General features: G+C 72.6%; 18 protein-coding genes and 1 pseudogene. 6 read left to right on the top strand and 13 right to left on the bottom strand.

What is annotated here, in order from left to right; all coding sequences use genetic code 11:
• The first annotated feature begins 101 nt into the window (after positions 1 to 101).
• Both FFT21_RS01570 and FFT21_RS01565 read left to right on the top strand, forming a co-directional pair.
• Positions 102 to 998, top strand: a complete 897-nt coding sequence (locus tag FFT21_RS01570) for a DMT family transporter (RefSeq protein WP_137811876.1) — start codon at positions 102 to 104, stop codon at positions 996 to 998.
• Positions 995 to 1,738, top strand: coding sequence for an SDR family NAD(P)-dependent oxidoreductase (locus tag FFT21_RS01565; RefSeq protein WP_137811875.1), 744 nt, complete (start codon positions 995 to 997; stop codon positions 1,736 to 1,738). The genes FFT21_RS01570 and FFT21_RS01565 overlap by 4 nt, the downstream gene beginning before the upstream one ends.
• 20 nt (positions 1,739 to 1,758) lie before the next feature.
• On the opposite strand, the gene FFT21_RS29485 is transcribed toward FFT21_RS01565, so the two are convergent.
• The 5 genes and pseudogenes from FFT21_RS29485 to tgmA form a co-directional block, all read right to left on the bottom strand.
• Positions 1,759 to 2,625 (bottom strand): methyltransferase domain-containing protein, encoded by an 867-nt coding sequence (locus tag FFT21_RS29485; protein ID WP_264081616.1) that lies wholly within the window; start codon positions 2,623 to 2,625, stop codon positions 1,759 to 1,761.
• Positions 2,582 to 3,010, bottom strand: a pseudogene (locus FFT21_RS30630) (hypothetical protein); the annotation flags it as partial. The gene FFT21_RS29485 and the pseudogene FFT21_RS30630, both read right to left, overlap by 44 nt.
• On the bottom strand, positions 2,938 to 3,651 hold the full coding sequence (locus FFT21_RS01550) for an MvdC/MvdD family ATP grasp protein (RefSeq protein WP_225978020.1): 714 nt from the start codon (positions 3,649 to 3,651) through the stop codon (positions 2,938 to 2,940). The pseudogene FFT21_RS30630 and the gene FFT21_RS01550, both read right to left, overlap by 73 nt.
• A complete protein-coding gene (locus FFT21_RS30625) occupies positions 3,648 to 3,848 on the bottom strand; it encodes an MvdC/MvdD family ATP grasp protein (RefSeq protein WP_371856694.1) in 201 nt (66 codons plus the stop codon). Before FFT21_RS30625 ends, FFT21_RS01550 begins: the two co-directional genes overlap by 4 nt.
• A gap of 52 nt (positions 3,849 to 3,900) precedes the next feature.
• Complete coding sequence (tgmA, locus tag FFT21_RS30620) at positions 3,901 to 4,191, bottom strand: putative ATP-grasp-modified RiPP (protein ID WP_225978019.1); 291 nt, start codon at positions 4,189 to 4,191, stop codon at positions 3,901 to 3,903.
• A 249-nt stretch (positions 4,192 to 4,440) separates the two neighbouring features.
• Here tgmA and FFT21_RS01540 point away from each other — a divergent pair, with 249 nt between their 5' ends.
• Positions 4,441 to 5,661 carry a helix-turn-helix domain-containing protein gene (locus FFT21_RS01540; RefSeq protein WP_137811871.1) on the top strand — a complete coding sequence of 407 codons (1,221 nt, stop codon included), beginning with the start codon at positions 4,441 to 4,443 and terminating at the stop codon, positions 5,659 to 5,661.
• An 83-nt stretch (positions 5,662 to 5,744) separates the two neighbouring features.
• Here the strand turns inward: FFT21_RS01540 and hpnH are convergent, their stop codons facing one another.
• From hpnH to FFT21_RS29475, 8 genes are all read right to left on the bottom strand, one after another.
• The gene (gene hpnH, locus FFT21_RS01535) at positions 5,745 to 6,755 is read right to left on the bottom strand and encodes an adenosyl-hopene transferase HpnH (RefSeq protein ID WP_137811870.1); all 1,011 of its coding nucleotides are present in this window, start codon (positions 6,753 to 6,755) and stop codon (positions 5,745 to 5,747) included.
• Positions 6,752 to 7,414 (bottom strand): phosphorylase family protein, encoded by a 663-nt coding sequence (locus tag FFT21_RS01530; protein ID WP_137811869.1) that lies wholly within the window; start codon positions 7,412 to 7,414, stop codon positions 6,752 to 6,754. The genes hpnH and FFT21_RS01530 overlap by 4 nt, the downstream gene beginning before the upstream one ends.
• Complete coding sequence (gene shc / locus FFT21_RS01525; protein WP_137811981.1) at positions 7,407 to 9,305, bottom strand: squalene--hopene cyclase; 1,899 nt, start codon at positions 9,303 to 9,305, stop codon at positions 7,407 to 7,409. The genes FFT21_RS01530 and shc overlap by 8 nt, the downstream gene beginning before the upstream one ends.
• Before the next feature lie 14 nt (positions 9,306 to 9,319).
• Positions 9,320 to 10,339: a polyprenyl synthetase family protein gene (locus FFT21_RS01520; RefSeq protein WP_137811868.1), complete on the bottom strand. Its 1,020-nt coding sequence runs from the start codon at positions 10,337 to 10,339 to the stop codon at positions 9,320 to 9,322.
• 255 nt (positions 10,340 to 10,594) lie between these two features.
• Entirely contained in the window at positions 10,595 to 11,938 is a 1,344-nt protein-coding gene (gene hpnE / locus FFT21_RS01515) for a hydroxysqualene dehydroxylase HpnE (protein ID WP_137811867.1), read from the bottom strand.
• A gap of 198 nt (positions 11,939 to 12,136) precedes the next feature.
• Complete coding sequence (gene hpnD, locus FFT21_RS01510) at positions 12,137 to 12,994, bottom strand: presqualene diphosphate synthase HpnD (protein WP_137811866.1); 858 nt, start codon at positions 12,992 to 12,994, stop codon at positions 12,137 to 12,139.
• Positions 12,991 to 13,923, bottom strand: coding sequence for a squalene synthase HpnC (gene hpnC / locus FFT21_RS01505; RefSeq protein WP_225978018.1), 933 nt, complete (start codon positions 13,921 to 13,923; stop codon positions 12,991 to 12,993). The genes hpnD and hpnC overlap by 4 nt, the downstream gene beginning before the upstream one ends.
• 919 nt (positions 13,924 to 14,842) lie before the next feature.
• Complete coding sequence (locus FFT21_RS29475; protein ID WP_225978017.1) at positions 14,843 to 15,289, bottom strand: AI-2E family transporter; 447 nt, start codon at positions 15,287 to 15,289, stop codon at positions 14,843 to 14,845.
• Positions 15,290 to 15,458: 169 nt separating this feature from the next.
• On the opposite strand from FFT21_RS29475, the gene FFT21_RS01495 reads away from it, so the two are divergent.
• From FFT21_RS01495 to FFT21_RS28710, 3 genes are all read left to right on the top strand, one after another.
• Positions 15,459 to 17,150 (top strand): DUF885 domain-containing protein, encoded by a 1,692-nt coding sequence (locus tag FFT21_RS01495; protein ID WP_137811864.1) that lies wholly within the window; start codon positions 15,459 to 15,461, stop codon positions 17,148 to 17,150.
• A gap of 148 nt (positions 17,151 to 17,298) precedes the next feature.
• Positions 17,299 to 19,269: a 4-alpha-glucanotransferase gene (gene malQ, locus FFT21_RS01490; protein ID WP_137811863.1), complete on the top strand. Its 1,971-nt coding sequence runs from the start codon at positions 17,299 to 17,301 to the stop codon at positions 19,267 to 19,269.
• A gap of 103 nt (positions 19,270 to 19,372) precedes the next feature.
• Positions 19,373 to 19,540 (top strand): hypothetical protein, encoded by a 168-nt coding sequence (locus tag FFT21_RS28710; protein WP_153816525.1) that lies wholly within the window; start codon positions 19,373 to 19,375, stop codon positions 19,538 to 19,540.
• The last annotated feature ends 77 nt before the right edge of the window (positions 19,541 to 19,617 follow it).

The raw sequence follows: 19,617 nt of genomic DNA, 5'->3' as shown, positions 1-19,617 counted from the left end.
ATCGCGGTGGCGCGCGGACCGGCCGACACGAACGGTGTCCCGCGCCCTGGCGACGTGATCGGGGTGGCGCGCGAACCGGCGGCGAGGAAGGTCTGAGCCACGTGCTGGCCGACCTGTCCGACCTCGCCGTGGCGGTGCCCGCCGCGCTGGGCGCGGCCGCGTCCTTCGGGTTGACCGGGGCGATGCAGCACGAGGCGACGTGGCGGGTCCGCGAGCGCAGGGCGCTGCGCCCCGCGCTGCTGGTCGACCTCGCCCACCAGCCGCTGTGGCTTGCCTCGCTGGTCGCCAACGCCGCGGGCATCGTGCTGCAGTGGGTGGCGCTGGTGACCGCGCCGCTGGTGCTGGTGCAGCCGCTGCTGGTCACCGGGCTGCTGTTCGCGGTGTCGTTCACCTCGCTGATGCGCCGGCAGCCGCCGGACCGCGTCGTGCTCTTCGGCGCCGCGCTGTGCGCCGCCGGGCTGGCCGCGTTCATCCTGATCGCCGAGCCCACCGCGACCCGGCCGCCCACGCTGACCCTGGGTTCCGTGCTGCCACTGGCCGCCGGGCTGGCCGGGTTGCTGGCGGTGTGCCTGAACCTGGCCGCGCACCGGCCAGGCCCGGTCCGCACCCTGGCCCTCGCGGTGGCCGCCGGAGTGCTCTACGGCGTCACCGCGGGCATGGTCAAGGTGACCCTGCAGACCCTGGAGTCCGGGGTGGCCGCCATGTTCACCACCTGGCCGATCTACGTGGTCGCGGTGTGCGGGCCGCTGGGCTTCCTGCTCAACCAGAACGCGTTCCAGGCGGGCATCGCGCTCGCCCCGGCGCTCGCCGTGATCATCGTGCTGGACCCACTGGTCGGCATCGGTATCGGCATCCTGTGGCTGGGGGAGCGGTTGCGGGACGGCTGGCCCGCGGTGCTGGGCCAGGTGCTCGCCCTGGTGGTGCTCTCGGTGGGCGTGGTGATCCTCAGCCACCGCGCGCCGCAGGTGGCCGCGGCGCAGCGAAGGGAGGCGCGATGACCTCGCTCGCCGGGTCGACGGCACTGGTCACCGGCGCGTCGTCCGGGATAGGCGCGGCGACCGCGACACTGCTCGCCCGGCGGGGCACGCGGGTGCTGCTGACCGGCCGGGACGAGGCGGCGCTGCGGCGGGTGGCCGACGCCACCGGCGGCAACCACCTGGCCGCCGACCTCGGCGACGACGACGCCGCCGCGCGGGTGGCCGGCTGGGCGGGCGCGGTGGACGTGCTGGTGTGCAACGCCGGCGTGGGCTGGGCCGGCCCGCTGGTCGACATGCCCACCGCCGACCTGGACCGGCTGGTCACGGTGAACGTGCTCGCCCCGCTGCGGCTGGCCAGGGCGGTGCTGCCGGGCATGGTCGCCCGCCGCCGCGGCCACCTGGTGCTGGTGTCCTCCATCGCAGGCTGCATGGGCGTCGGTGAGGAGGCCGTGTACGCGGCGACCAAGGCCGCGCTGCGAACCTTCGCGGACAGCGTGCGCTACGAGGTCGCCGGTTCCGGGGTGGGCGTGTCGGTGGTGGTGCCCGGCGTGGTGGACACCGCGTTCTTCGACCGGCGAGGCACCCCGTACCCGCGGCGGCGGCCCCGCCCCGTGCCGCCGGAGGAGGTGGCGCGGGCCCTGGTCGACGCGGTGGAACGGGACCGCGCGGAGGTGTTCGTGCCGCGCTGGCTGCGGCTGCCGGCGCGGTTGCACGGCGCCGTGCCGGGCCTGGTGCGCACCCTGCAACGCCACTTCGGCTGACCACCCTTTCGGGCACCGCCTCAGGATGAGGGCGGCGGGATGCCGTGATTGGTCAGCCCGGTGGGGGTGTCGAGCCACAGTGTCTGCCGGTCCGCTTGGACGGTCATGCCGAACCGGGTCCAATCCGGACGACCTTCCTGGCGCCACAGGCTTTCGGCCGCTTCGACGGTGTGCCACAGCCGTTGCGGACCGGTTTCCCACACTGTGCGCGTCCCGTTGTCGTTGATCCGTACGGATACCTCGCACCATGATCCGTCCGGCGCGGAGAGGAATATCGCATCGGGTCGGTTGGTGTCCTCGTCGATCGTGTATCCGAACCGCACACCCGGAGGGAACCAGAAGCCGGCGAGAAACCACAGTGTCGGCTCCTCCCATGGTCGTTCCGTGAGCAGCGCGGTGGTACGGCGGTCGGCGCTGTCCCGCTTCCTCTCTGGGTGGGGGCCGACGCGGTCGCCGGTGGTGGGCCCGCGGAGGGACATGAAATCCGACCAGCCCGGCAGGAACCGCCCCTCGGCGCAATCACCCTGGCGTCGCAGAGCCACCAGGTTACCCATGGCGGTGCCGATCTTGACGTCGACCACGACGATGCCGTCCTGACGCAACTGTCGCACCCATTCCCACGGCACGCGATGCACGGCGCACGTGCCGATGACGCGGTCGTACGGCGCGCCGCCGGGCCATCCCAACGCACCGTCCCCATGCGCCAACACCGGCCGGTATCCGCAGTTCCCGAGCGTGGCACCGGCCTTGCGGACCAAGTCGGGTTCGATGTCGATGCTGAAAACGTTGTGGTCTCCGACCCGGTGGGACAACAAGGCGGCGTTGTACCCCCGTGCCGGTGCCGATCTCGAGCACTCGGTCGCCGGTGCGCACGTCGAGTGCTTCAAGCATTCTGGTCATGAGGCCCGGCGCCGACGACGATGACAGGGGCGCGATCACCCGGCTGCTGCCCTGCGCCACATCGCCGAGCAGGGTAACCAGCGATGTGTTGCCGTAGACCCGCTGCAGCCAGCGTTGCGGCTCGTTCTCCCGGCTGACCGCGTGCCAGGAGGACCCGACCCGCTCGTAGAACATGGGCACGAACTCGTGTCGCGGTACTGCGCGCACGGCGTCCTGCCACTTCGGCGACCACAGCTTGCCGGTCGCCACCAGTTCGCGCGCCAGCGCATCGGCAAGCCGGCGCCAGTCCCCTACCGTGGTCACGAGACCCCCTTCGCGAGCAGATCCGCCATCGCTGACACCATCGGCGCACCGGTCGCGGACTCCAACCATCCGAACTGAGGACCGGTGTTCGCCTCCAGCATGACCCATCGACCATCGGGCGTGATCACGAAGTCGAAACCGGCGTAGCTCAGGCGCATGCGGCGCATGAACTCATGAGCCGCGCTGAGCACGTCGCTGGGGGCGGTCACCAACTCGTACCGCAGACTGTCCAGGTCGGAACGCCAATCCACGTAGGCAGCGCGACTGCCGGCATGGATGGCGACCGCGAACGAGACAGCACCGATCACGGTCAGCCGTACCTCGTGGGCCTTCGGAACCCACCGCTGCACGGTTGTGGCGGTAGCTTGAACACCACTGAGGTCGGCAAGGTCTTCTGCGGAGAGCCGATGGGTGTATGCCACGTGCACGTGGCCGCCCTCTGAGATTCCTGCTCCGCCCAGCGACTTTGCGACAGTCGCGTGCGGTGCGACTCCCACGAATTCCCGAACGGCCTCTGGCATGTTGCTGATCACGGTGTCGGCCACGGACAGTCCACATTGCGCGGCGATGGCCCACTGGTACGGCTTGTAGAGCGCGTCCGCGCATCGGTTCGGCGAGTTGGCCCACAAAACTCCGGGCAACGCCGCAAGAACACCACCCAGCCCGAGTTTCGCCTCACGAAACGCATAGTCTCGTTCTGCCGCGCTCAAACCGGGGAACCGGAACGAAGAAGGTTGCGGTACCAGACGGAGCGAAGTTCTTCCAGCGCGAGTTCATGCTGCGCCGTACCAAGCCGACCGGACCACCGCCCGGCGCTGAGTCGTGCGTCGAGGTGTACTCGCTCCGGAAAATCGGCCACGTCCGCTCGGACAACATGGACACCCCAGTGGTCAAGTTCTTGGACCACCGCGTCTACGGTCGAGTCCAGCGGGCGCGCAAGGATGAGTACCGCCACGGTATCAGACCTCTTCCCAGCCCAATTGTTCGCCGGATGGCGGGTCCTCGCCGTCAGTGCTGTACGGACTGGTCGTCCATTCCTTCTTCAGTTGCGGGACAAGCGGGCGTCCGTCGCTCCCCATGGCCAGTTGCCTTTCGGGGCAATACGAATACTGCGGCACTGGTCGCACCGGAATATAGTGCAGCCACCGAAGCCCAAAGGGTCGACGCCTCGGCTCTGGCCGCACTGGCTCTTCCTGTGCCGATCGAATCGAGTGAGATGACAACGGGTTGTCGGTCGAGTATTCTTGCATTACGACGGATCCTTCAAGTAAAGATCGATTTCGTGCTATTCTCGCAGGTGCTGCGGCAGTCGAGAGGTTAGGGCCGGTGACCTCTGCGGCGCTTGCCATGGTGGCAAGATAGTCACAGTTGACTCGTTCGGAGCAATGTGTCCTGGGAGGTCATGCGCAAGTAACTTCATCACCACCGTGACACTTTCGTGTTCTCGGTGGTGAGCGTTATCGTGGCCATCAGTCGTCACTCGGCGGAGGGGCTACATCATGGACGACCAGACGCACGACATCGGTCGACGGCTGCGCGAGATACGGCACTGGCGGCGCAAGTCGCTCAAGGTCGTCGCCGAACTGGCCGGATTGAGCCAGGGCCACCTCTCCCGGCTGGAGACAGGGCAACGCAGGCTCGACAAGCGTTCCACCATCGTCGCGCTCGCGGCTGCGCTGGACGTCGCGCCCAGCGAGCTGATCGGCCAGCCCCTCCGATGGCAGGACCCGGCGATGGCCGAAGCGCAGGTCACCATCCCGGCGCTACGCCTTGCCGTGGTCGGCACGGAACTCGGAGACACCGGACACGGCCACACTCGTCCCGTGGCCGATCTCCGCGCGGAGGTCGACCGCTGTGTCTCGCTGCGCAGCGCCTGTGATTTCGCCGCCATGGGGCGGTTGCTTCCCGATCTTCTGGTCGATCTGTACGCGACGGCGGCGGCCGCGCGGGGAGACGACCGCCAGCAGGTACTGCAACTGCTGATTCGCACGCTCAACTCCGCGATGACCCTCGCCCACGCCTTCGGTTACACGGACCTCGCCTATCTCGTGACCGAGCGCGGGGTCCACGTCGCCGAGGAGTTGCGCTCCCCAGCCTGGTCTGCCATCGCGGCGTTCTCCCGCACGCACGCCCTGCTACCGATCGGCGGGCACACCTCGGCCTACGTTCTCGCCAGCCGAGCCGCCGACCAGGCCCGCTCCGCGACGGGTGAGGCGAACGGCGACCCGGCGCTTGCCGCCTATGGTGCGCTGTGCATGGTCTCCGCGCTGATGGCCGCGGTGACCGGGAAGATCGATGAGTCGGAAAGCCGTCTGGCGGAAGCCGAAGCGGTGGCGCAGCGCACTGGCGAAGCGGGCCCGGACGTCGCGTTCTTCGGCCCCACGAATGTGGCCATCTACCGGATGAACTCGGCCCTGGAACGTGGGGAACTTGACAGGGCGGCCGTACTCGCGGATGGCGTCGACCCCGACCGCATCGCCAGTGCGGAGCGGCGTGCGAAGTACTGGCTGGACAGCGGTCGTGTGCTGAGCGCTCTTCGGGGACGGGAAGGTGACGCGGTCGCCGCGTTCCGCCGCAGTGAGGCGTTGGCCGCGCTGAGGCTGCGGTCCAACGTCTACGCGCGGGAGGCGGTGACCGACCTGTTGCCCCGCGTGCGTCGAGACAGCGCGGAGGGGCGCGAATTGCGTGGCATCGCCTACCGCATGGGCATCAGCGGTTAGCCGCCGGCGTCGGTGCTGTCGACGCGTCTCGGCCTACCGCCACCCGTGAGCGGGGGTCAGCCCGCTCACGGGTGGCCGGCCGGTCAGCTGCCGACGGCGGCCCGCACTGACTCGCGTAGCGAGCCGAGCGTGGCGAGCACCGCGGTCGGCTCGTACCCGCAGTGCGCCATGCAGTTGGCGCAGCGCGGGTCCTTGCCCCGGCCGTACTTCGACCAGTCGGTGGTCTCCACCAGTTCCCGGTAGGTCTTGGCGTATCCGTCGGACATCAGGTAGCACGGCCGCTGCCAGCCGAACAGCGAGTACGACGGAATGCCCCATGCGGTGCACTCGAAGTCCACCCTGCCCTCGAGGAAGTCCAGGAACAGCGGGGAGTGGTTGAGCCGCCAGCGCTTGCGGTTACCGTTTGCGAAGGCTTTGCGGAACAGCTCGCGGGTCTCCTGCACGCCGAGGAAGTGCTCCTGGTCCGGCGCCTTCTCGTAGGCGTACGCCGGGGAGATCATCATGTGGTCGACGCCGAGGTCGTCGTTGAGGTAGTCGAGCACCTCGATGACGCTCTGCGGGGTGTCGGTGTTGAAGAAGGTCGTGTTCGTGGTGACCCGGAAGCCGCGCCGCTTCAGCTCGCGGACGGCCTCCACCGCCTCGTCGAACACGCCCTCCTGGCAGACCGACGCGTCGTGCCGCTCCTTCAGCCCGTCGATGTGGATGGCGAACGCGAAGTACTTCGACGGCTTGAAGTCGAACCGGTCGATCCGCTTGCGCAGCAGCACCGCGTTGGTGCACAGGAACACGTACTTCTTGCGCTTGACCAGCTCGTTGACCATGACGTCGATCTCGGGGTGCATCAGCGGCTCGCCACCGGCGATGGACACCATCGGCGCGCCGCACTCCTCGATCGCGTCCAGCGCCTGCTGCACCGGCATGCGCTGCTTGAGCACGTTCGCCGGGTGCTGGATCTTGCCGCAGCCCGCGCACGCCAGATTGCACGCGAACAGCGGCTCCAGCTCCACCAGCAGCGGGAACTTCTTCCGGCCACGGAGCTTCTGCTTCAGCAGGTACGAGCCGATGCGCAGGCTCTGGTGCAAGGGCATGTTCATTTGGTGCCTACCTCCCTGGACGGGGTGTGGCTCACGACTCCGGTTGGGGTGCTGTCGTGTTCCGGCCCGGCCGGACGCTCACCGGTCACCGCCCGCGCCCATTCCAGCAACGCGGGACCGAGGCTGGCGAGCGACCGCAGCGCGGCCACCCCGCCCGGCAGCGTGGCCGGGTGCAGCAGCGGTCGCCGCGGGGTGTCCACCACGGCGCGGACCACGACGCTCGGCCGCCCTTCCGCCGCGGCCACCAGTGCCGCGGACTCCATGTCCACCGCGACCGCACCGGTCGCGGCCAGCCGTGCCCGCTCCGCGCCGTGCACCACGTGGTCGACGCTGACCACCGGTCCGGTGTGGACGGTCAGCCCGTGCCGGCGCAGCGCCTCGGCCAGCGCCGCCGCGGACGGGCACGGCACCGTCCCGGCCGCCGAGCGGATCTCGGTGGGCACCACCAGATCGCCCGGCGCCGGTCCGGGAACCAGTGCGCCGGCCACCCCGGCCACGGTGAGCGCGGCGGGGTCACGGTCACGCAGCGCGTGGGCCACCCGGCCGGCGTGGCGGCCCCGCATCCCGGCGCGCACCACCACCGCGCCGGGCAGCCCCCGGCGGACCGCGCGCGCCTCGATGCCGAGCGGCGCGGCGACCACCAGCGGGACATCAGTCATCTGCCGCTCCCACGAACCGCCCGAGCGCGGTCACCGGGAACACCAGGCGGTACAGGTGGTAGTTGATGTAGAAGTCGCCGGGAAAACCGGTGCCGGTGAACTGCGGCTCGTCCCAGGAACCGTCCGCGTTCTGGGTGTCCACCAGCCACGCCACGCCACGGCGGACCGCGTCGCCGCGCTCCCCGGCGGCCAGCAGCGCCAGCAGCGCCCACGCCGTCTGGGACGCCGTCGACTCGCCCTGGCCGATCCACTGCGGATCGTCGTACGAGCGCAGGTCCTCGCCCCAGCCGCCGTCGCGGTTCTGGTGCGCCACCAGCCAACCCACCGCGCCGCGGATCGCGGCGTGGGAGCGGGGCAGCCCGGCGGCCACCAGGGCGGGTACCACCGCGCCGGTGCCGTACACGTGGTTGGCGCCCCACCGGCCGAACCAGGAGCCGTCCCGCTCCTGGTGGTCCAGCAGCCACCGCACACCGCGCCGGGCCGCCTCGCTGCCCGCCCTGCCCTCCGCGGCGAGCATCTCCACCACGTGCGCGGTGACGTCCGCGGACGGCGGGTCGATCACCGCGCCGAAGTCGCAGAACGGCAGCTTCTCGCACAGCGTCCTGGTGTTGTCCGCGTCGAACGCGCCCCAGCCGCCGTCCCGGGACTGCATCCCGGTCACCCAGGCCACCGCACGGTCCACCGCGCCCCGCACCCGGCCCGGGTCCGGATGCGCGAGCTGGCGCAGCGCCAGCACGATCTCCGCGGTGTCGTCGGTGTCCGGGTACCAGTCGTTGGCGAACTCGAACGCCCATCCGGACGGGGCCAGCTTCGGCCGGCGCACCGCCCAGTCGCCGCGAATGGTGATCTCCTCGCCGAGCAACCAGTCCCCGGCCCGCAGCAGCGCCGGATCGTCCGCGGGCACGCCCGCGTCCAGCAGCGCGGTGAGCGCCAGCCCGGTGTCCCACACCGGGGACTGGCACGCCTCCAGCCGGCGCACGACGCCATCCTCGGTCTGCTCCCGGATGGTGAAACCGTCCAGTCCGGACACCGCCTTGGCCAGCACCGGGTGGTCCAGCGAGTAGCCGAGCAGGTGCAGCGCGAGGATCGAGTACACCCACGGCGGCTGGATCCCACCCCAGCAGCCGTCCGCCTCCTGCCGCTCGACGATCCACCGCTCGGCGCGGCGCACCGCCAGCCGCCGCAGCCCGCGCACCGGGGCCCGCTCGTAGCGGTGCAGCACCCGGTCCAGCCGCTGGAAGGCGCCGTCCCAGGTGAGCGGGGAGGCCATCGGTGGAGCGGGCCGGCCGGTGCGCAGCTCGGCCACGGACACGCCCAGCTCCCGGCGGGGCCGCAGTGCGCTGACAATGGTCAGCGGTACCACGGTCTGCCGGGCCCAGCACGCCCAGTCGTAGACGTTCAGCGGGAACCAGGACGGCAGGAAGATCATTTCCGGGGGCAGCACCGGCAGGTCGTCCCAGGACCACTCGCCGAACAGCGCCAACCAGATCCGGGTGAACACCCGGGTCGCCTCCAGTCCGCCACTGTCCAGGATGTACTCCCGGGCCCGGCGCATGTGCTCGGTGTCGGCCGCATCGCCGGCCATGCGCAGCGCGGTGTAGGCCTCCACGGTGGTGGACAGGTCCGCCGGCCCGCCGAGGAAGTTCGTCCAGGTGCCGTCGTCCCGCTGCTGGGAACGGATCCAGCGGGCGGCGTCGGCCAGCGTGTCCGCGTCCAGGATGCCGAGGAACCGCCGCAGCATCAGGTCCTCGGCGTCCATGGTCACGTTGGTCTCCAGCTCACCCTTCCACCAGCCCGCGTCCGACTGCAGGGACAGCAGGTGCTTGGCGGCGAGTTGGGTGGCCGACCGGGCGCGCTCGGCCAGCGACTCGACGTCCGTTCCGGTGCTGATGCTGACCACCTCGCTCACCGGTCACGCTCCGTCACGAACAGGGCGATCTGCCACAGGGCGTCCCGCGCCTCGGCCGGCGCGTCCAGCGTGGCCAGGCAGTCGCCGGCGGCCTGCACGTGCCGCCGCGCCTCGGTCTCCGTCCACGTCAGACCACCGGCGCGTTCCACGAGGTCGGCCATCTCGGCCAGCTCCTCCTCTCGGGGAGGTTCGGGGCGGCGGTAGAACTCGCGGAGCCGCTCGCCGGCCGGCGTTCCGGAGGACAGCGCGGCCACCACCGGCACGGAGCGCTTGCGCACCCGCAGATCGGCGAGCACCGGCTTGCCGGTGACCCCGGGCCTGCCCCAGATCCCCAGCATGTCGTCGACGAGTTGGAACGCCAGCCCGAGGTGTGCGCCGTACTGGCCGAGCGTGTCCACCACGTCGGGTGGCGCGCCGACCAGGATCGCGCCGATGGACGTGGCGCAGCGCATCAGGGCGCCGGTCTTGCCGGCGGCCATGGCCAGGCACTCGCCCAGCGTGACGTCGGCGCGCCGCTCGAACTCCACGTCCGCGCTCTGCCCGGCGATCAGCCGCTGCACGGTGTCGGTCAGGCAGGCGGTCGCCGCCCGGGCGGTCGGCAAGTCCGCCTCCCGCTGCAGCACGTCCACGGCGAGCGTGAGCAGCGCGTCCCCGGCCAGGATCGCCGCGCCGACGCCGAACAGCCGCCACGCGGTCGGGCGGTGCCGGCGCTCCACGTCCCCGTCCATCACGTCGTCGTGCAGCAGGGAGAAGTTGTGCACCAGTTCCACGGCCGCCGCGCCGGGCACGGCGCGGTCCGGTTCCGCGCCGGCGGCCTGCGCGGCCAGCAGGGTCAACGCCGGGCGCAGCGCCTTGCCGCCGCCCCCGGTGGTCGGGTTGCCGTGCTCGTCGACCCAACCGAGGTGGTAGCTCACGACGTGGCGCACCGAGCCGTCCAGGCCGGCGACCGCGTGCCGCAGCGCCGGCTGGACCAGGTCCCCCGCGATCGTGACCGGTTTGGGCAGCGTAGCCGTCATGATCCCCCCTGACGTGTGGTCGGTTGCTCGCCGGTATCCTTGACCGCCGTAACGGAAAGACGCGCTTTCGCCCAGACGTCCACTGTGGACGTGCAGGGCCGTGGCCGGGTCGCGCCGCCGGGCGGCGTCGGCCACGTGCCGGTGGTGCGGGCATGGCACGGGCCCGTCGCGCTCATGCCGCGCCCTCCGCGAGGTCGAGGGGACCGCGCCAGCCCGCGAGCTGGCTATTTCGGGTGCCGCGGCTTGACATCGACATCAGGCAACGCTCCCGACCCGGCGACCGGACAGGTGGTTGATCGCGAGTCTGGCCGCTTCGTGCCCGCTCCGCACAGCTCCCTCCATCGTGTCGGGCCACCCGGTCGCGGTCCACGCTCCGGCCAGCAGCAGGCCGGGCAGCCCGGTCACCGCCGCGGGGCGCAGCCGGGCGGTGCCCGGTGCCTGGCGGAACGTGGCTCTTCGCTCGCGGGTGACGAAGAACTCCGTGCTGCGCGTGCCCCGGGCGGCCGGCAACAGCCGCCCGAGTTCACCCAGGAACAACTCGCGCAGCTCCGCGGTGGGCGTGTCCACCCACCGGTGGGCCGCGGACACCGACACGGCCAGGTACTGGCCCTGGCTGGTGCCTGCGATCGAGGTGCGGTCGAACACCCACTGCACGGGCGAGTCGACCACCGCGACGAACGGCTCGTCGGTCACCCGACGTTCGTAGACGACGTGCACGTTGACGATCGGCGCGGAACCGAGGCGCTCCCAACCTCCCGGCTCGCCGACCGCATCGCTGGGGCAGATCCGGCTCGCCGGCTCCGGCGGGACCGCCAGCACCACGGCGTCCGCGCGCACCGTCCGGTCGTCCAGCACCACCTCGAAGCCGGACCCGGCCGGCCGCACGGCCCGCACCGCGTCCCGGGTGCGCACCTCGGCGCCCCGCTCGCGCAGGTAGGCCGCGGCCGGCTCGGCGTGCAGCGCGTCCAGCGGAACCGACGGCACGCCGATGTCGCTGGCGTCCGCCCGGTCCAGCAGGGCGGTGCGGAACACCATCGCGGCCAGGGCCAGCGAGGCGTGCGCCGCGTCGGTGTTCAGCGCCGCGACCGTGATCAGGTTCCACAGCGCGGCCACCGTCGCGGCGTTCTGCCCGTGTGCGGCCAGCCAGTCGCCGAAGCTCCGCTCGTCCAGTACCGGGTCCGCCGGGTCGAGCCGGCGCATCGCCTGCGCCGCCCGCAGCACCCGCAACCGGTCGGCCACCGGCAGCATGCGGTAGCCGGCGAGCGTGGCCGCCAGGTGCAGCGGCGCGGGCAGGCCGGTGCGGCGCAGCTCGCCCCGCCGGCCGTCCGCGCCGAGCACCGCAACGTGGAACCGTTCCTGCATGTGGACCCGGTCGGCGACACCGAGGCGGCGCAGAAAGTCGAGATACTCCGTGTAGCAACGAAGGAGAACGTGCTGGCCGTTGTCCACGACGAGACCGTCGCGGCGGAAGGAGAACGTCGCCCCGCCGAGCCGGGCACGCGCCTCCAGCACGGTCACCCGCGCGCCCGCGTCGGCCAGCCGGCATGCCGCGGCCAGGCCGGCCAACCCGCCACCCACCACCACGACGTGCTCGGTCATGTCGTTCCTTCCGCGGGTTGGCACGGCCCGGAGTACGCTCGCCGGTCGCCATGGCCGGCGCGCACCGCCGGCGCCTCCGTCCCGGGGTCGGAAACCGTTGCGAGGCAGGATATTCGCGCCGTCACGGGGCCTCCTTCTCCGCGAGTCCGCGCGCGACCGCGATCGCGTCGCCGGGGCGCACCAGATGTGACACACGCATCAGGGAGCCGCCCCCGCCAGCGAGCGGGCGGCGACCACGGCCTTCTCCCAGTCCGGCAACGAGGTCCGGGTACGCAGCACCGTCCACGGGCGACTCATCATCCGCAGCAGCAGCCGGTGGTAGATCCCGGCCATCGCCGCGCAGCAGGCCCGGCTTCGGGAGTCCAGATGGGACAGCAGCCCCAACCCCACGTCGTACCACTCCTCCGCGCGCATGCCCTGGTACTGCAGCAACGCGATGAGCGCGTCCTCGTCGTCCACCAGCCGGCCCTGCTCGTCCATCTCGAGCGTGCAGTCGAACCGCTCCAACTCCTCGGTCGGCAGGTAGATGCGGCCGTTGCGGCGGTCCTCCAGCACGTCCCGCAGGATGTTGGTGAGCTGCAGCGCCACCCCGAGCGCGTCGGCCAGCCTGGTGTCCCGCGCGGGGCTGTCGCTGCCGAACACGCCCAGCGACAGCCGGCCGATCGAGCCGGCCACGCAGCCGCAGTACCAGCGCAGCTCGTCGAAGGTGCGGTAGCTGCGGCCCAGGACGTCCGCGCGGCAACCGTCGATGAGTTCGTCGAACGCGGTCAGCGGCAGGTCCATCCGCTGCGCCGCGTCGTTCAGCGCGACCAGCACCGGGTCGTCGCGCCGCTCCGGCAGGGTGTGCAACTGGTCGCGGACCTCGTCCAGGGCGGCGAGGCGCTGCTCGGTGGGCGCGCAACCGTCGCCGATGTCGTCCACCCGGCGGGCGAACGCGTACACGGCGGAAAGCGCCCGCCGCTTCGGCGGTGGCAGCAGCCGGATGCCGTAGGAGAAGTTGCGAGCCTCCCGCCGGGTGATCCGTTCGCAGTGCTGGTAAGCCTCGTCGACGTTCACCGGGCACCCCCGACCGCGAGCAGCCGGACCCACTCGGCCACGGTCCGGCTGCGGCGCGGGCGTGGTGTGCCGGTCAGCACGTCGAACCGGGCCTCGGCGAGCGCGGCCGCGGTGGCCCGGCCGCCGGCCACGTAGCCGGCGACGGCCAGCCGGGCCGCGCCGGTCAGCGTCTCCACCACCGGGCTGCCCTCGTCCAGCAGCCGCAGCGCCCGCTGGGTCTCGAAGGCCAGCAGCGCCCGCACCTCGCGGCTCGCCCTCGGCGCGGCCAGGTCGGACTCCGCGACGCCGAACCGCTTGAGGTCCTCGGTCGGCAGGTAGATGCGGCCCCGGCCGTAGTCCTCCGGCACGTCCTGGCAGTGCTCCAGCACCTGCAGCGCGGAGCACACCTTGTCGGAGAGCACCTTGCGCCGCTCGGACATCACGTCGAACACGTACAGCACCAGGTGGCCGATCGGATTCGCGGCGAGCGTGCAGTAGCCGAGCAGGTCGTCGAAGGTGTCGTAGCGGCGCACCACCTGGTCCTGCCGGTTCGCCGCGACGAGGCGGTCGAACGGGTCACGGGGGATGCGGCACTCGTTGATGGTCGCGGCCAGGTCGCGGTACAGCTGGTACGGCGGCGGGAAACCGGCGTAGAGCCGGTCGAGGTCCCGGGAGATCTTGTCGAACAGCACCATCCGGTTGCCGGGCACCTCGTCGCCGATGTCGTCGACCAGCCGGGCGAACGCGTAGATGGACATCAGCCGACGGCGGATGCGGGACGGCAGCAGGTAGCTCGCGACGGTGAAGTTCTCGCCCCGGGCGCGCCGGTGCAGTGCCGCGGTGTCGGGTTCCGCGGTCGGCGGCGGGCCGAGACGGGACGGTGTGAACGAGGACAGGAAGGACCGCGCAGGGGAGGAGGCCCGGCTGGGGCGGGCGGGTGTGTCGACCACGTAGAGTCCTCCGAGATCCGCTCTGCAGACGTCTTCCGGTGGGTCACTGCAGCCACTACCGCTACGGTCCCCGCCGCGCGCGACCGGGGGCCCCTTCGCCTGGATGGCCGTGACGTCGGAGTTCGCTGTGTGTTGAGTTGTGCCGCATAACCGGGGACCGGACCGTCGAGGACCGGACTCGGCGGCGACCGGTGTCCACACCGGTGCCACCCGGCAGCACGACCGGAGCGCTACCGCCCAGGGGCCGAACTCACCCGCGGCGCCGTCGTTGGTGTGCGGTGTCGTGAGCCGACGCGGGCCGGGGAACCGGATCGTGGTCGCGGGAGCTCCTTTGTGGACGTTGGTCACGCCACCGGCGCTGTACGGTTCCCGTCCGCGGGCGGCTTGCGGTCGCCCTTGGCCGGCCTCCTTACCGTGCTGGCCTGGACGGTGCTTCGCAACCGGAGGGCGGCGTGACCGTGATCTCTCGGATTCGACCGGCGAAACGGTGCCGGTCGGACCCCGTGGTGCGTCGTCGCACCGAACCCGTCACCGGCCCGTCACTGTATCGGCGCCGGCCGGGAAAGTCGGAGGTTTTTGTGCCGGTGGGGTCTCGCCGGCGACGCGGGCCCGTGCGTCGTGCGTCCGGCCGCTCCCACGGGTGTCGGTGGCCGCGGTGTCGCCGCCCGCCACCGGCGTCGGTCAGGCTTCCGGCGCGGGTGGCGACCGCGGCTCCGGATGGTTCGGCCTGGCCGTACCGAGAGTGACGCCCCGGGCCGTCGCCGGGGTGGTGAGCGGCCGCGCTACCGGTCGGTCGTCGCTCATGGTCACTCCCTCCCCACCGGCATCGGACCGCACCTGGACATGATCGCGCGTTCGTAGCCTTCGTGCTCAACTACAACACGAATGGAGTAATCCCGTGGGTCCGTATGGTTACGGCTCAGCTTCGGTCCAGCCGAGGGAAGACAACTTCGTCGAGCAGCAGCCCGATGGCGGCCGCCACCGGGATGGCCACCAGCGCGCCGATGATGCCCAGCATCACCCCGCCGACCAGCACCGCGACCACGGTCACCAGCGGGGGCACCCGCACCGTCCTGCCGATGATCTTCGGTACCAGCAGGTAGTCCTCGGCGAGCCGGTAGGCGACGAGGTATCCGGCGGTGGCCAGCGCGATCGGCAGTGAGACGGTGAGCGCCACCAGGCAGACCACGATCCCGGCCAGGGTGGAGCCGACCACCGGGATGAGGTCCATCAACGCGACGAACAGGGCAAGGAGCACCGGGTAAGGCACCCGGAAGATCTGCAGCCAGACGATGGCGATCGGGCTGGACCCGGCGGTGCGCTGGCTGACCCGGCGGCGGCTGCCGCGGTGGCTCGGGGTGACCATCCGGAGTCGACCGACCGCGCTGCGAAGCAGCCGCTCGGCCGGCGAGCTCGTGTGGTGGCGGTCATGGCGGAGCGGAGGGAGTGGCGCCGGCAACCCGACGCCGGATAGGAGACTCTGCTTGCCGGTGGCGCACGCCGCCGGACGTGTTCCCTTCCGCGGAGGCTGGACCATGACCGAGGCACCGGGCGAGGTCGCGCGGCTCGCCGACCAGATGACGGAACTGCTCTTCGACGAGGACCCGCTGTCCGCGACGCTGTACGGCATCCGGGACCGGGACGAGCGGCTGCCGGACCTCAGCCAGACCGGAGAGTCCGCGCTGCGCACCCGCGCGGCGGACCTGGCCCGGCGGGCCGAGGCTGCCGAGCCGCGCGACGCCACCGAGCGGGTCACCCGGGACGTGGTCGGGCAGCAGGCCCGGTCGCTGCTGGACCGGATCGACGCGCACACCGTCGAGTTCACCGTCACCGACCTGTTGGTGGCGCCCGCCTCAGCACTGCTCTACTTCCTGCCGCTGATCTCGCTACCCGGGCCCGAGCATGCGCGCGCCTACCTGCGTCGGCTGGCTGCGGTGCCGGAGTACCTGGACGCCGCGGCCGCGCGGCACCGGGCCGGGATCGCCGCCGGCCGGCTGCCGGTCCGCTACCTCGCCGAGGCGGCCGTGCGGCACCTGGACGGCTACCTCGGCGCGCCGGAGGCGGACCCGCTGGCCCGGCCCCAGCCGGTGGACGGGGACGACTCGTTCACCGCCGAGCGGGACCGCCTGCTCGCGGAGGTGGTGCGCCCGGCGTTCGCCCGGTACCAGGAGGCGCTGGCCACCGAGGTGGTGCCGCACGGGCGGGGCGACGACCGTCCCGGTCTGTGCTGGCTGCCGGACGGCGAGCGCGCCTACGCCGGCGCCGCCCGGTCGTTCACCACCACCGACCGCACCCCCGAGGAGCTGCACCGCACCGGCCGGGAGATCATGGCGCGGCTGGCCGATGAGTACGCCGAGATCGGTGCCCGCGCCTTCGGCACCGCCGACGTCGCCGAGGTGCTCGAGCGGCTGCGTTCCGACCCGGCGCTGCGCTGGGGCGGCGCCGAGGAGATGCTCGAGACGGCCCGGCGGGCGATCGCCCGCGCCGAGGAGGCCGCGCCCCGCTGGTTCGGCCGGTTGCCCGCGCAGCGGTGCGAGGTGCGGCCGGTGCCGGCGGGCGAGGCACCGGGCGCTCCAGCCGCCTACTACGTCCCGCCGGCCATGGACGGCTCCCGACCGGGCACCTACTTCGCCAACACCCACCGGGCCGAGGAGCGGTACCGGCACGCCGCCGAGGCCACCGCCTTCCACGAGGCGGTGCCCGGGCACCACTTCCAACTCTCCCTCGCCCAGGAACTCACCGACCTGCCGCTGCTGCGCCGGGTGGCGCCGGTCACCGCGTACCTGGAGGGTTGGGGCCTGTACACCGAGCGGCTGGCCGACGAGATGGGCCTGTACTCGGACGACCTGTCCCGGCTGGGCATGCTGACCCTGGACTCGATGCGGGCCGGCCGGCTGGTGGTGGACACCGGGGTGCACGCGTTCGGCTGGAGCCGCGACCGGGCGGTGCGATACCTGGCGGAGAACACCCCGATGGCCCAGGTGGAGATCGTCGCCGAGGTGGACCGCTACATCGCCTGGCCGGGCCAGGCCCTGGCGTACATGGTGGGCCGGCTGGAGATCCAGCGGATCCGCGCCGAGGCGGAGCGGGCGCTGGGGGAGCGCTTCGACATCCGGGCGTTTCACGACGTGGTGCTGGGCGGCGGTCCGCTGCCGCTGGCCGTGCTCGCCGACGTGGTCGCCGACTGGACCGGCCGGGTCGGTGCTCCGGCCACGCCGACCACGTAGCGCTCAGCGGGCTGGGCCGAACGGGCACAACCGCGCGTCTGCCCGGGCGAGACCGGCTGTGCCGGACGCGGGAGCACCGGCCAGGCTTGGGGCGGGGTCCGCGGGCAGGCAGAAGGCCACGGGGCGAACCGGGGAGGGCGACGCGGCGATGGACGAGGACCTCGCGGAACTGGCCGAGGCCATGGGTGTGGCCACGTCCTACGAGAACCACGAGGGTCGCCGGGTCCGGGTGGACCCCGCCGTGGTGGTGGCCGTGCTGGCGGAGCTGGGGGTGGACGCCGGCGGCCCGGCGGCGGTGCGGGACGCCCTGGCCGCGCTGCGCGACCGCCGGCGGCGCGGCCGACTGCCGCCCGCCGTGGTGGTGCGCCAGGGCGAGGCGCGGTGGCTGCCCGGCCGGGGCGTGGTGCGGCTCGAGAGCGGCTGCAGCCGGCCGGTGGACGGGCGGCTGCCCCGGGACCTGCCGCTGGGCTGGCACCGGCTGGCCGTGGCCGAGCAGGAGGTGACCCTGGTCGTCGCACCGCGCGCGCTGCCGCCACCGCCGCCGGCCTGGGGGTGGATGCTGCAGCTCTACGCCGTGCACTCGGCCGGCTCCTGGGGCATCGGCGACCTGGCCGACCTGCGCGAGCTGGCGCGCTGGTCCGGGCGGCGGCTCGGCGCCGGCGCGCTACTGGTCAACCCGCTGCACGCGGTCACCCCGGTCCTGCCGGTCGAGCCGTCCCCCTACTCGCCGTCCAGCCGCCGCTTCGCCAACCCGCTGTACCTGCGGATCGAGGACACCGCCGAGTACGCCGCCGCCGACCCGGACACCCGCCGCGCCGTGGACGCGCTGCGGCCGCACCGGCTGGCCGACCGCGTCGAGTACGACCGGGTGTGGTGGGCCAAGCGGCGGGCGCTGGAACTGCTGCGGCCGGCCGGCATCGACCTCCCGGACCGTGCGGACCTGCTGGACTTCGCCACGTTCTGCGCGCTCGCCGAGCGGTACGGGCCCCGCTGGCGGGACTGGCCGCCACCGCTGCGCCATCCCGGCTCCCCGGCGGTCGCCGAGGCCCGCGCCCAACTCGCCGATCGGGTCGCGTTCCACGCCTGGGTACAGCGGCTGTGCGCGGCACAGCTGGACGCCGCCCAGCGCGCCGCCCGCGACGCCGGCATGCCCATCGGCGTGCTGCATGACCTCGCGGTGGGCGTCGACCCGCACGGCGCGGACGCCTGGGCGCTGCAGGACGTGCTGGCCGGCGGGGTCACCGTGGGCGCGCCCCCGGACGCGTTCAACCAGCGGGGTCAGGACTGGGGCCTGCCACCGTGGCATCCGGTGCGGCTGGCCGAGGCCGGTTACCGCCCGTTCCGGGACGTGCTGCGCGCCGGCCTCGCACACGGGGGCGGCCTGCGGGTGGACCACGTGGCCGGGCTGTGGCGGCTGTGGTGGATCCCGCGCGGCGGGTCGCCGGAGCACGGCAGCTACGTCCGCTACGACGCGGACGCGCTGCTCGGCGTGCTGGCCCTGGAGGCGTACCGGGCGGGCGCCGTGGTGATCGGCGAGGACCTGGGCACCGTGGAGGAACGGGTCCGCACCGCACTGCGCGAGATGGGCGCGCTGGGCAGCGCCGTGCTGTGGTTCACCCGCGGCCCGGACGGCCGGCTGCTGCCGCCCGAGGCGTGGCCGGAGCGCGCGGCGGCCAGCGTCTCCACCCACGACCTGCCCACCGCGACCGGCTTCCTGCGCGGCGAGCACGTCGAGGTGCGCGCCGAACTCGGCGTGCTGGCCCGTGACCCGGAACGGGAACGCCGCGCCGCCGCGGAGGAGCGGCACGAACTGCTTGACCTGCTGCGCACGCACGGCCTGCTCGGACCGCAGCCGGAGCGGGCCGACGAGCAGGACGTCGTGCTGGCCATGCACCGCCTGCTGGCGCGCACCCCGTGCCGGCTGCTGCTGGCCGCGCCGGCGGACGCCATCGGCGAGGTGCGGCAGCCGAACCTGCCCGGCACCGTGCACGAGTACCCGAACTGGCGCATCCCGCTGCCGGTGACCCTGGAGGAGCTGATGGCGGACCCGCGGGTCCACCGGGTGGCCGCGGCGCTGCGGGCCACCCGGCCGGGTGAGGCCCCCGGCACGGTGGGGTGAGCCGGGCCCGGCACCGGAAAGTTGATCTCCTTCCAGGGGTCAGACTTTCCCCTGGGCTCCCCGAGCAAGGCGGAACCACGGGGTGCGCGCAAGGAGGTGCCGGGTGGACGGTGTCGACTTCGTCGGCCAGATCGCCGGTTGGCAGCAGCCCACCGGCGAGCAGGACGCCGTGGGTACACCGATCTTCGACGAGCTGCTGCGCCGGTACGTGGCGCGGATCGAGGACATCGACGCGGCCGCGCCCGCGGCGGACAAGCTGGTCGACGTCTGACGCGTGCGCCGCCGCGCCCGGTCCCGCGGCCGCGGGCTCGCCGGTTTGCCGCCGCCCCCCGGCGGGCACCTCGAGGG

It is taken from the genome of Gandjariella thermophila, assembly GCF_005405885.1.
Classification (GTDB): Bacteria; Actinomycetota; Actinomycetes; order Mycobacteriales; family Pseudonocardiaceae; genus Gandjariella; species Gandjariella thermophila.
This window is presented reverse-complemented; position numbering and strand designations above follow the sequence as displayed.